Origin of the sequence: Mucilaginibacter tolerans, from assembly GCF_030519375.1 — a bacterium.
Taxonomy (GTDB): Bacteria; Bacteroidota; Bacteroidia; order Sphingobacteriales; family Sphingobacteriaceae; genus Mucilaginibacter.
This window is the reverse complement of the sequence record NZ_JAUMKB010000015.1, coordinates 105118-118268: the sequence shown is the minus strand read 5'-3', so window position 1 is coordinate 118268 and position 13151 is coordinate 105118. Positions and strand designations below refer to the sequence as shown.

8 protein-coding genes and 1 tRNA gene are annotated in these 13151 nt (G+C 41.5%); 3 read left to right on the top strand and 6 right to left on the bottom strand.

The genetic code is table 11. The features are described 5' to 3' along the window. Positions 1 to 343 precede the first annotated feature (343 nt). Positions 344 to 1345, bottom strand: a complete 1002-nt coding sequence (tsaD, locus tag Q3A68_RS18660; protein WP_302902640.1) for a tRNA (adenosine(37)-N6)-threonylcarbamoyltransferase complex transferase subunit TsaD — start codon at positions 1343 to 1345, stop codon at positions 344 to 346. A gap of 110 nt (positions 1346 to 1455) precedes the next feature. Here tsaD and Q3A68_RS18655 point away from each other — a divergent pair, with 110 nt between their 5' ends. Continuing rightward, positions 1456 to 6018 carry a translocation/assembly module TamB domain-containing protein gene (locus tag Q3A68_RS18655; RefSeq protein WP_302902639.1) on the top strand — a complete coding sequence of 1521 codons (4563 nt, stop codon included), beginning with the start codon at positions 1456 to 1458 and terminating at the stop codon, positions 6016 to 6018. On the opposite strand, the gene Q3A68_RS18650 is transcribed toward Q3A68_RS18655, so the two are convergent. The 3 genes from Q3A68_RS18650 to Q3A68_RS18640 form a co-directional block, all read right to left on the bottom strand. Continuing rightward, the gene (locus tag Q3A68_RS18650) at positions 6012 to 7214 is read right to left on the bottom strand and encodes a bifunctional 3,4-dihydroxy-2-butanone-4-phosphate synthase/GTP cyclohydrolase II (RefSeq protein ID WP_302902638.1); all 1203 of its coding nucleotides are present in this window, start codon (positions 7212 to 7214) and stop codon (positions 6012 to 6014) included. The genes Q3A68_RS18655 and Q3A68_RS18650 overlap by 7 nt on opposite strands. 122 nt (positions 7215 to 7336) lie before the next feature. Then, positions 7337 to 8764 carry an LptF/LptG family permease gene (locus Q3A68_RS18645; RefSeq protein WP_302902637.1) on the bottom strand — a complete coding sequence of 476 codons (1428 nt, stop codon included), beginning with the start codon at positions 8762 to 8764 and terminating at the stop codon, positions 7337 to 7339. A 27-nt stretch (positions 8765 to 8791) separates the two neighbouring features. Further along, a complete protein-coding gene (locus Q3A68_RS18640; RefSeq protein ID WP_302902636.1) occupies positions 8792 to 9172 on the bottom strand; it encodes an START-like domain-containing protein in 381 nt (126 codons plus the stop codon). A gap of 223 nt (positions 9173 to 9395) precedes the next feature. Between Q3A68_RS18640 and Q3A68_RS18635 the strand changes: the two genes are divergently transcribed. After that, positions 9396 to 9472: transfer RNA gene (locus Q3A68_RS18635), tRNA-Met, on the top strand. A gap of 356 nt (positions 9473 to 9828) precedes the next feature. Here Q3A68_RS18635 and Q3A68_RS18630 read toward each other — a convergent pair. Further along, positions 9829 to 9999: a hypothetical protein gene (locus Q3A68_RS18630; RefSeq protein ID WP_302902635.1), complete on the bottom strand. Its 171-nt coding sequence runs from the start codon at positions 9997 to 9999 to the stop codon at positions 9829 to 9831. Positions 10000 to 10021: 22 nt separating this feature from the next. Between Q3A68_RS18630 and Q3A68_RS18625 the strand changes: the two genes are divergently transcribed. Next, positions 10022 to 11122, top strand: a complete 1101-nt coding sequence (locus Q3A68_RS18625; RefSeq protein ID WP_302902634.1) for a Fic family protein — start codon at positions 10022 to 10024, stop codon at positions 11120 to 11122. 492 nt (positions 11123 to 11614) lie between these two features. Here the strand turns inward: Q3A68_RS18625 and Q3A68_RS18620 are convergent, their stop codons facing one another. Further along, on the bottom strand, positions 11615 to 13099 hold the full coding sequence (locus Q3A68_RS18620) for an alpha-L-fucosidase (RefSeq protein ID WP_302902633.1): 1485 nt from the start codon (positions 13097 to 13099) through the stop codon (positions 11615 to 11617). Positions 13100 to 13151: the final 52 nt, after the last annotated feature.

The window sequence follows — 13151 nt, the reverse complement described above, 5'->3', positions numbered from 1 at the left end:
GATGAGCCCGATAATTTATCGGGCTCATCATTACAATTAATTTTTAAATTCGTCCAACTTTTGGGGTTCAGTCCATTGTGGGGAGGCTTTTTAATTTCCGCCGGTTTTCAGATACATGTACACAATGCCACAAATGACAATAATGGCTAGCACGATCAGGCCCGTTGCACCTTTGCGTTTATCCTGTCTCATCAACCAGATAAAAAACGCCACCAGCGGTAATAAAAAAACAGTAAAGAAAATTATTGAAGGAGCACCCATATTTTTAAAAATCCGGAAGACGGGAAGTCCGCAACTCCGGAAGTGCTGCAAAAATAGAAATTAAAATAATAAACCATTCAGCTTAAAAAGGCATTCTTGCCAGCGGCGCAGTATCCTGTCCCACAAAGTCACCTTTCAGATATTTGTAATAACCGGCAATGGCTATCATGGCAGCATTGTCAGTACAGTATTGAAATTGAGGAATGAATGTGTTCCAGGCCATTTCTTCGCCTAGTACTTTCAGGCCATTACGCAAGCCTGTATTAGCTGATACACCTCCGGCTAGTGCCACATCCTTCACATCATATTGCTGAGCTGCTTTCTTCAATTTGTTTAACAGGATGGTGACGATTCGCTTTTCTACCGAAGCACAGATGTCTGCGATGTTATCCTGCACGAAATTAGGGTTCAATCTGGTGTTATCCCTGATGAAATAAAGGATCGCCGTTTTTAATCCGCTGAAACTGAAATCCAGTCCTGGAATTTGTGGCTCTGGAAATTGGTAAGCATTCGGATTACCTATACGCGCGTATTTATCGATCATCGGTCCGCCTGGATATGGCAAGCCCAAAATCTTACTGGTTTTATCCAAAGCTTCGCCTGCGGCATCATCATTGGTTTGGCCAACTATCTCCATATTGAAGTAATCTTTTACCAAAACGATTTGCGTGTGCCCTCCGGAAACTGTCAAGCACAAAAAAGGAAAGCTTGGTTTCGGTTCATCGATAAAATGGGCCAGCACATGCGCCTGCATATGGTTGACTTCAATCAAAGGTAAATTCCTGGCTAATGCAAAAGCTTTGGCAAACGAGACACCTACCAATAATGAACCTAAAAGCCCCGGACCACGCGTAAAAGCGACTGCATCAATATCATTCTTGCTGATTTTTGCGTTTACAATAGATTGTTGTACTGCGGGAACAATATTTTGCTGGTGTACGCGCGAGGCCAGCTCGGGCACTACACCACCGTAAGCTTCGTGGATAGTTTGATTGGCAATTACATTGCTTAAAATTTTGCCATCAGCGCAGATGGAGGCTGATGTTTCGTCACAGGAAGATTCAATTCCGAGTATTACAGGCACCTTAAAAAATCAAAATTTCAAAACCGAGTTAAATAAACTCTGGTTATTGAAGAAAGTCAAAGAAATAAACGTTAATATGTGCAAAAACTAAACTCATTATCAATATATGAATGCATATTTTTGCGCATCCAATTAAAAAATACAAAGTTATTAAAAAACTACTCAATATAGCGTTAGGGATTGTGCTGTTTATTTTACTAGTAATAAGCGTCATACTTCTGCTATTTGAGTATAAACCAGTACAAACCTGGGCTGCTAAACAGGCAACAGATTACCTTTCCGAAAAGCTCAATACCAAAGTCAGCATCAAGAGTCTTTACATTAAACCATTTTCGACCGTAGTGCTCGAAGACTTTTATGTACTGGATAAACAAAAGGACACTTTAATCAATACGCCTAAGCTTACGGTTGATATTAGCGGTTTTTCTTTATTAACCAGTATACAACGACGGCACCTTGATCTGAGCTTGGTGCAACTGGACAACGGATCTGTCTATCTGAAAAAGCTTAAAGATAGCACAAGCAATCTTAAATTTCTTGAAGACTTTTTCAGTTCGCCACATACTATAAAAACAAAAACTAAAAGCAAACCTTGGACAATAGATTTTGAGAAAGTCGCCATTAATAACCTGCACTTCCGTTACAAAAACTTCCTGGTAGACACCGCTATGAATCAGGTGAATTTTGATGATTTGGATGTGCACAATTTTACAACAGAGATATCAGACCTCGATTTTGTTCACCATGTCTTCAAAGGCAATATACATAAACTGACCCTTTTGGAAAAGAAAAGCGGTTTTTACCTCAGGAACTTGATTGGAAAAGCTACCGTGGATACCAATCAGATATTGGTGCAAAACATGCATTTACAAACGACACATTCTGATTTGAAGAACTATTTCAGGATGAAGTTTAAGAACTTTGATGACATTGGCGACCATATAGATGACCGTGTGTATATGGAAGGCGCCTTCAAAACCTCCCATATTGCATCCAGCGATATTGCTTACTTTACTGATGGGCTGGAAAAGGTAAAATTCGACCTTGGCCTCGATGGGCAGATAAAAGGGTATGTAAATAATCTGAAGTCGAAGAACCTGCTGGTTACCGGCGGGCAGGGTACCTATGTGAAAGGTGACTTTAACCTGAAAGGCCTCCCGGATTGGGATAATACCTTTCTTGAACTCAATTTCGAGCAGATCGCCACTAACAAGAAAGATATCGACTACCTATACAGCAACTTTACTGGTACCCCAACGGCAAAGGTACCGGATGTGATAGCCAAATTTGGGCAGATCAATTTTTCAGGACGTTTTACCGGATTACAGAACGACTTTGTCGCCTATGGCACTTTCAAAACCAAATTGGGCCGGTTTGATTCAGACCTTAACCTGAAAATCAACAAAGCCGGCACCCCAAGTTATAGCGGTAAATTATCAACCTATAATTTTGACCTGGGCACGCTGATAGACGAAAGTGATGTTGGTCGCGCTACTTTAACGGCCAACGTAGTAGGGAGTGGCGATAAACTAAAAGACCTGACTGAGAAGCTGGATGCCAGTATAAAAAATATCACTTTCAAAGGGTATGATTATAACAACGTAACTCTGAACGGCACGTTCCTTAAAAAAGTAGCCAGTGCGAAACTCTCAATTGATGACAGCAACATCCAACTGGATGCAAATGGCAGCATAGATTTGAATCCGAAATTACCTGAGTACAATTTCGCAGCCACTATCAACGATGCTAAGTTGCATACGCTAAAATTATTAAAGGATACAATTACGCTTTCTACACGCATTAATGCCAATTTCCATGGCCATGATCTCAATAATACCGAAGGCAAGGTACTTTTATCACAAATAAAGATTACCGATCCACGCAATAATTATGTGGTTGATTCGGTATATCTTGCAGCAAACGGGTTGGGTAAAGTAAGGGAAATCAGTTTAAAATCAGATCTGGCTGATGCCGGCATTAAAGGAAGCTACGATCTGGCAACTTTGCCATCCTATTTCAAAACAATCGTAAAGAAATATATCCCGTCACTGAAGACCGAGATTGTTGCCCCGAAACCTCAGCAGTTTTCGTTCAATCTAACTATAAAAAACCTGGAACCTTTGCTGGCCATGTATGCCCCCACTGTAAAAGTGCCGGACCAGGGAACTTTTATCGGGCAGTTTGATTCGGCAAATAAAACTGCGACTCTTAACGGCTATATCAAAACCGTTCAGTTGGGCAAGACTGTTTTTCATGATTTTATCTTAGACGAGAACACCACCGACAAGGACCTGGAGGCAAACATCTCGTTAAGCCGGGTCAATTTTACGGATAGCCTTTTCGTAAAAAATATAAGTATCTCGAATTTCTTAAGAAAAGACAGCCTTAATTTCAACATCAAGCTAGCCGACAAGGATGCTACTAACCAGCTCGACCTTTATGGCCTTGTGCAATTTGGACGCGATACAACAGCCAAGCTTTCGCTTTTGCCATCAGACGTAATATTGGAACATCAATACTGGCGGCTGACAGATAAAGTTAGAATAAGGTTGCTGGACGGCAAGACCCAGGTAACAGGCTTTGAACTTTCCAACGGCGGACAAAAGGCCCGGATAAACGGCTTTATTTCCGACAACCCGGCTGATCAGTTGAAGGTGGAATTTGAGAAATTCAAGATGTCAACATTTGATCAGTTGACACGCACGGCCAACTTAAAAATGAATGGCACACTAAATGGCGACGTGGTATTAAGTGCGGTTACCAAGGCACCGGTATTTGATTCGCATCTATCAATCGATACTTTCATGATGAACAAGACCGTGATCGGAAATGTGAAGATAGCATCCTCATTAGATACCGCCCGTACTCAGGCCAATGTAAAAATGAATATTATCAACCGTGGTTTGGAAACTATGAATATTGAGGGGGCTTACCTGATCGGAAAACAAACGGACGATAAGCTGGACTTCAATATAAAAATGAACCAGGCCGAGGCTATCATTTTAGAGCCCTTTATTAATGATCTGGTATCGAATCTTAAAGGCACCATCTCTACCGATCTAAAGCTGAGCGGCACTCTATCAAACCCTCAATTTAACGGCGATATTACCCTGGCAAATACGGGGGTGACGGTTAATTACTTAAAAACAGCTTATACCATAAATAATAAACTAGCTGTTAACAATAGCGTAATCAATGTAGATGGGTTGGTATTGAAAGATATTCGTGGGAATGAAGCCACGGCTACCGGAAAAGTTGACCTGAATGATATTTCGAACCCGGATATTGAAGTGGTATTAAATGCCAAAAACTTTATGGCACTTAATACAACATTTAAAGATAACAGGCTTTATTTCGGTACGGCCTATGCCACCGGTCGTTTTAGCTTTAGCGGTCCTACGGATAATATGAATATTGATATTAAAGCAAAAACTGATGCAGGTACAGTATTTAATATCCCGTTAAATACCTCAACTGTAGCGGAGGACTATGATTTTATAAAATTCGTAAGCCATAAAGATACGGCTAAAAATGTCGCTAAACCCAGACCATTCAATGGTGTTAGTCTGAATTTTGACCTTAGCGCTGATGAAAAAACATTGGTAAAAATCACTACGGATTATGGCAAGTTGGAAGGTAGCGGTACTGCGACTAACTTAAAGTTAAACATCAGCAGTCTGGGCGATTTTACCATGTTCGGCGACTTTTTGATCACTTCGGGCAAGTTTGAATTTATTGCCAAGGACGTCATTAGTAAAAACTTTCAGGTAACACAGGGAGGAACCATCCGGTGGACCGGCAATCCTAATAATGCGGAGATAAACATGCGTGCGGTTTATGAGGTACGTACAGGAATCCGGGAGCTTTATTCAGCTGCTGGTATTCCGTTGCCGAATGAGTTAGTATTGGTTCAGGCGAATTTGATCTTAACAAAATCGCTGTTACAGCCTACCATCGACTTTGATTTTAACTTCCCTACAGACCCCTCGATAAAAGAAACTGTAAGCGCATATCTGAGCGATTATAATAATCGTACGCAGCAAGCTTTGAGTATTATTGCAACCAGGAGGTTTACCCCGGGCGGTAATGGGGGCGCTTTGGGCACACAAACATTGAATACAGCAAGTGAGGCGGTAAGCGAATTTGCATTCAATAAACTCAATACGCTTATTTCCCAATCTAACACAATTAAAAGCCTCGATTTGAATATCCGGTCATTTAATGATGCGAGTGCATCATTACATTTATTTAATGAGCGCGTGGTGTTGAGCGGAAGTTTGTATTCCGCCGCAGTTTCGTCAAACGATTTATATTATAACAACAATAGCCTATTTAATTCGAGCTTTAATAACTTATCAAAAGACTTTAGTGCGCAGTATCTTATTACAAAAAACGGTAACCTCACTGCGCGATACTCCTATCGCTTGCTAAACGGCACTGTACTGAATACATTAGACCAACAATTAACGGCGCAATATGTAAATGGTGTCGGGCTGGTTTATCAGCGAGACTTCGACACCTTTGGTGAGTTTTTGAGGAACATGTTTGGCATACGCAAGAAAAAGCAGCCAGTTATACCGCTTCCTGAACCTATAAAAACGCCAAACTCAGGAACAACGCCTGGTGCTAGCAGTCATGCTGTAAATGAAAAGGCAGATGATAATGATCAATGATCCCGCAGGATAGCGTGATCCATTTTATCGCGTTTGGTTTTCAGGTAAGCCTCATTATGCGGATTAGGCTTTATCTCAATCGCCACATTCTCGACAATCTCAAGCCCGTAGCCCATTAACCCCGAACGTTTCTTAGGATTATTAGTCATCAAACGCATTTTAGTTATCCCCAAACTGCGTAGTATCTGGGCACCAATGCCGTAATCCCGCTGATCCATTTTAAAACCGAGCTTAAGGTTTGCTTCAACCGTATCCAAGCCGTTTTCCTGAAGATGGTAAGCCCTTAATTTATTAATCAGTCCAATACCCCTGCCCTCCTGATTCATGTACACAATAGCGCCCTTACCCTCTTGGCTGATCATCTCCATCGCCTTATGCAGTTGAGGCCCGCAGTCGCACCGGCATGAGCCAAAAATATCGCCGGTAACACATGAGCTGTGTACACGTACGAGCACGGGTTCGTGCGGCTCCCAGCTTCCTTTTACCAAGGCCAGGTGGTGTTCTCCTGTATCCAATTGAGTATAAGCTATCATGTCAAAATCGCCCCATTGGGTAGGCATCTTAACAGCAATTTCCTTATGTACTAACGTTTCGGCAGTAAGACGGTATTCGATCAAATCCTTAATAGAAATGATCTTCATATCAAATTCCCTGGCCATTTGCAGCAAATCAGGAAGGCGAGCCATTTCGCCGTCTTCTTTTATGATCTCACAGATCACACCGGCAGGTTCAAACCCTGCCAGAACAGCCATATCAATGGCCGCTTCAGTATGCCCTGTACGGCGCAGCACACCGCCATCCTTCGCTATCAATGGAAATATATGGCCCGGACGGCCCAGATCAGATGGAACTGTAGACGGATCAATCAGAGCCAGAACGGTTTTTGAACGATCGGATGCAGATATACCAGTTGTACAACCTGCCAGCAGGTCGACAGAAACAGTAAAGTTCGTCTCGTGTGAGGTGGTATTGTTGGTTACCATTGGCTCTAACTCCAACTCCTTTGCCCGCTGACTGGTGATGGGCGCACAAACCAGTCCCCTTCCATGACGTATCATAAAATTTATAGTTTCGGGGGTAGCATTATGCGCAGCAGTTAAGAAATCACCTTCATTTTCGCGGTCTTCATCATCAACAACTATAATGGTTCTTCCAGCTTTGATAGCTTCTATAGCTTCCTGTATTGTATTCAGCATTTTTTGGTGTCAGTAGTGTAAATAGGCCTCCGGTAAAGCCAGCATACCATTGTATATTATACAAAGTTAACTGTTACTCTATCCATTACGGTCGGATATTTGTAAAAGTTGCTTTATAGCTCTTATACGTCTTTTCGCCGTAATAATTTATTGAAGAACCGTTTATAAGCTTCCATGTCAAATAAAACAGAATCATTTGCCGCTTTATAAGAAAGGAACAGTCCGATTGGTGTTAATATGATTATCGATATCCATTCACCTATTACCGGCGATAGATCTCCGCCTTTCGCAGATTTCTCGCCAATTGTCCAGGTGATATAATATACAAGGAAGAATATCACAGATACAACAACCGGCATCCCAAGCCCGCCCTTACGAATAATGGATCCCATTGGTGCACCGATCAAAAACAGGGTGATACACGCCGCCGATAACTCAAACTTCTTTTGATATTCCAGAGCGATATTTCGCCCGCTTTTGGCCATGTCTTTATACATATCGGCACGGTTTTTAGTTACCTCGGTAACAGAACGCACTTCATTTTGTGCATTCATCAACGCAGCTACCTGTTGTTGCAGGCTCATATCGCCCAATATATTTTTACTCTTACAAACCACATATTTAATTTTAGCATCCTTTGGCTTTTTAGGTATACCAAAGTATTTAATATACGGACTAACCTGTTTATAATTAAGGCCTGTAACGCTATCCAATTGTCTGCGGGTTGAATCGCCAAAATATTTCAATTGTTTGAGGTCCATCATTTGCACCGCCTGCCTAAATAAATTTTCGTCGGTACGCTTCAGTTTCATGAACGACAGATCAAACTTTTGCTCTGTTTCCTTAAAACGGAAGCGAGTAAACCGCTGGCGCATCTCGAAATTTTTATCACCATGCGCTTCTTCATACCTTACACCATCTTTGAGTCTCAGTATCAGAAACTGATTATCCATTGTGCGGTACATCCTGCCTTCTTTGGCAACCAAGACGTTGGTATTATTGTCCGACTCGTTTTTTGAATAGATCATCACATCATGCAGGGTTTGCCCATCAGGGTCCTTTTTATTTACACGAATAGAATAACCCGGAAAACTGTTACTGAAAACACCCTCAGGTAATAAGTTAGCTGATTTTTGTTGCCTTACGTCATACAAAAGAGAATAATATTTCCTGTTGGCCACCGGGAGCATATTGTCGGAGAATATAAAAGCCGCTATACTAAGAATACCAACCACAATGATCATTGGGTACATTGCTCTGCGCAATGAAACTCCTGCCGATTTTATAGCTACCAGTTCATAGTTTTCGCCCAGGCTGCCATAGGTCATGATGGATGAAAGAAGCACTGAGAGAGGCAATGCCATAGCCACATTGGTAGCCGAGGCATATAACATTAATTGCAAGATGGTGGTCAGCTCAAACCCTTTCCCGATCAGGTCGTCGATGTATTTGAACAGGAACAACATCAACAACACGAACATAACGATCATGAAGGTGACTATGAAAGGCCTGATAAATGCTTTGAGTAATAAGAGATGAATTTTCTTCACAATACAAAATTAGGGAAAATTATTCCCTTATGCACCTAGAACGCTGATAAGGTACTCAATCTGATTATCCCAGATTAATTTTCTTTCACTCAAGGTATCTTCTGCGGCAAAGTCGGTAATGCTCAGGGCGACGTCATTGGTTAGCTCGTCCTGCAATATCTCCATTTCGAAAAAATATTCCGGATCATCATCCAGCCACTTAAACCTGACCAGTTTATTTTCTTTGGTGCAAAGCAATTTTGCTTTTTGTTCTTCTCCGTCCCAGTTAAAGGTAAAAACCTGGTCTCTAACAGTTACATCATCGGCAAACCACTGCGTCAGTCCATTAGGTTCACTCAGGAAGCTATATAGTATCCTGGGCGACGATTTTATTTCGTACTCAATATTAAATTTCTTCTTTCCAGACATAGGGGTTTATAACAACCGGCGGTATGATTTGCCGTAAATCTTAACATTTTTTCTAAAGAAAACGAATTTCTACTATATTTGCAAACTCTTTTTACAGCGATAAAGCTTTATTTGATGCCATTTTCGGCCTGAATAATAAAGAATAACGTTTAAAGCAAATAGAGGCTGATTTTAATACAAGTTGTTGAAAAATAGCCAGTAAAAAGATAAAAAAAAATGATCCGGCGGGGTAGCTCAGATGGTTAGAGCGTAGGATTCATAACCCTAAGGTCGGCAGTTCGATCCTGCTCCCCGCTACCAAATCGGCGAAACCGGCAAAATCCAGACCCAGTTCTGGTATGCCGGTTTTTTTATTGCTTATAACCTGCTGTATATAAGCTCAGATAAGGGTGACCGGTTAGCTGGGCGATTGCCAGGCCCATCAGCAAGGCCACTACAGTACTGATAAAAGGCGTAAAGCAAAGCAGGACACCAACTATAAAAATCGCCTTTTTTGCAGGCTTATTAATATTCAGGAGCAGGCCTGTTTCTTGTATGATTTTTTCTTACGTGGTCATGTTATTTTGTTTTGATAGAACAAATGTCTATAATCAATTCACTCCATTTTCATCACAATTTTCAATGTTCGATAATTAAAATTTATTGATATTTATTTCTTATGCCTCCGTTCCGGAACAAGTGATGGTATTCCGGGTTGATGATGTTGGTATGGGTTTGATAAATAATGAATGATCTCGCAATGAAAGATCTTCAAATACCGCAAAAATGCGGCGAATCGACTGATTATTCACCGCACCATTAGGATATGCGGTAAATTCTATATACATTTACCGCATATTTGCGGCGAATATGCATATTCACACCTTAAAACAATGGCCCGATTTGACCTGGCAAGATCAGGAACTTAGCGTGAAATTGGGAGCAGTAAGACACCGTCAAGGGAAAATACTGGGGCAAATGAATGCTGCAGGCTTTAAAATAAAAGAAGAAGCCATCTTAAAAACCTTAACCCTGGATGTTACCAAGTCAAGTGAAATCGAAGGCGAAATATTGAATCCGGAACAGGTTAGGTCATCGATTGCAAGACGCTTAGGGCTGGATGTTGCACGACTTATCCCCACCAATCACTATATCGAGGGTGTGGTGGAAATGATGCTGGACGCTACACAGAACTATAAAAACCCATTAACTGAAGACCGCTTGTTCGGCTGGCAAAGCGCCCTTTTTCCAACTGGCAGAAGCGGAATATTTAAAATCAAAGTCGGAAACTGGCGAAACGACGAAAAAGGCCCAATGCAGGTAATATCAGGTGCGAGCGGTCGGGAAAAGGTACATTACGAGGCTCCTGAAGCTGAAAGATTACCGGTAGAAATGACCCAATTCCTGCAGTGGTTTAATTCCTCGCAGGAAATTGATGCGGTAATTAAAGCAGGAGTTGCCCACTTATGGTTTGTAACCATTCACCCTTTTGAAGACGGAAATGGAAGGATCACCCGCGCTATTACTGATATGCAGCTGGCCAGAGCTGACGGATCTGAACAACGTTTTTACAGTATGTCTGCTCAGATCGAACAGGAAAAAAGGTCTTACTACGATATCCTGGAAAAAACACAAAAGGGTTCGCTGGATATTACAGAGTGGCTGTTATGGTTCCTGGAATGTCTTGACAGGTCGATGGATAGCACCGATCAGATTGTGGGGAAGGTTCAAGCAAAAGACAGTTTCTGGAAGGCACACGAAGGTGCTACACTCAATGGACGACAACTAAAAATGATTAACCTTTTATTGGAGGACTTTTACGGAACATTGAATGTCTCCAAATGGGCAAAAATAAACCAGTGTTCAACAGACACTGCGCTACGCGATATACAGGACCTTGTAAAAAAGAATATTCTGGAACAGGAAACAGCAGGAGGCCGCAGCACAAGTTACCGGATAGTACAGGTCTAACAAATTCCCTTACAACCAAGTAGCCAAACTGATTGCTGTAATTTTCTATTCAAAAATCAGACTTAATAGCATTCCTCAACTAAAAATCTGGCATTTACAACAGCTTGAATATCCTCCCAAAGCTTCGACATATTGCTGCTTGCTTCTACTTTAAAATCAGGTTGTTACGTGAAGGCGTTTCAGGCTTTTTTATTTTGTTAACGATTTTTAGCTTGCTCTTGCCAATTACAAGATACAAATTGTAACAGACTTTATCAAAAAAAATTCATTTTGAACGTTTAAATTCGGGAAGCTTGAAAACTGCATATAGCGAAACAAGAATTTTCAGAAGGGAATAAACGAAACTCTTTTCTTTGATTTGGTCACTAAAAATAACATAGTTTTTAAGTCGACTCATAACCCGAAGGTCGTAGGTCCGAGTGCTGGTCCCCCGCTCAAAAAAAGCACAGTAGTGTTTAATATTACTGCGCTTTTTGATTTATCTATTTATCGCTACAATGACAGCTTTATATCGGACGTCGACATTTGTTCTTTATAAACACCAAAAGTATGAATTGCCACGCATGCTTTTCCAGATGTGATCCTTAATCGAATTTTAGATGCCATAACCGGATTAAACTTAACCAGCCATTTATAACCAATGGACTGTTTTCCGGTAGCTTCCGGGATTGCCGTCCAATCTTTGCCATCAACAGAATAATCTACAGACCAGCCTATCGTCCGATGCCCAAGTTCAATTACCTCTTGTATCTTTATTACATCAAACGTCTTCTTTGAGTGAAGATCAAAGGTTATCGTATCTGTTTTATTCGCGTCTTTTGTTGCATAAAAAGTGCCCTCTTGTTCATCCACCATGTTTTGCGGTTTAAAGTTTGGCCCACGTGGGTGAAGTGATTTTATAGTAGAACCATTCAGTAAATTTGTTTTAAAAGTACCCACTATTAACCGGTGCAGGCTGTCTGCTCTTTGCGCATCTATATTAGGAACAAGCCCTCTTTTGTCCGGAGGAAAATTCAACAACAATACGCTATTTCGCCCTACCGAATTGAAATAAAGGTCCCATAACTGAGAAACTGTTTTCACCCGGCTATCTTCTTCGGGATGATAAAACCAGCTTGGGCGGATAGAAACATCAACTTCAGCGGGCACATAGGCACTGCCATTAATTTCTCCGTGATTCAATTGCGAGATATGCTCAGATTCGTCTCTGATTGAAGAAGGTTCAATGGTCGACCAGCACGGGTCGCCGGAAATTCCCGATTCATTCCCAACCCACCGGCAATCAGCAAACCGGTAAGAGTTTTTTGTTCCGAAAATAACGCAGTTTGGCTGTAACTTACGAACAGTATCAGCCCAGCGCGTATAAAAGGCTGTAGTGAGTTTATCCGCACCGGCCCCATCCCACCATATTTCCCATATCGGCCCATAATTTCTTAACAGCTCGGATAATTGACCGGCATAATAATCTGCATAGTCTGGTGTTCCATACCTGGAGTCATGCCGGTCATGAGGGCCCAGGTAAATGGCTGCTTTAATACCTGACGCTTTGCAGGCGTCCGTAAACTCCTTAACCACATCACCTTTGCCATCCTTCCAGGGGCTATTCTTTATCGAGTAATTGGTATGGACAGTAGGCCAATTACAAAAGCCATCAGCATGCTTAGCTACCAAAATGGCAGTTGTAATACCCGCACGTTTAAGCACGCTGGTCCATTGATTGCAATCGAGCGCGGTTGGGTTGAACAACTGCGGACTTGCCGTTCCGTCGCCTTCATTGTCATTGGTAAATGTGTTCATACCGAAATGAAAAAAAGCGATTATTTCACGATGATACCATTCAATCTGTCTGGCATTAGGTACTGGCCCTACGGGAGCTGGCGCTTGTTGAGCGCTAGCAAGAATAGGTGTAAGCGAACAAATTATGCTTACAATAGCATAGTAATTTTTTATTTGCGATAATGTTTTTTGAAATCTCATATCCATTATTTGAAGTTTATATTTTATTCAAGCCTGACAGATCAGGATTATT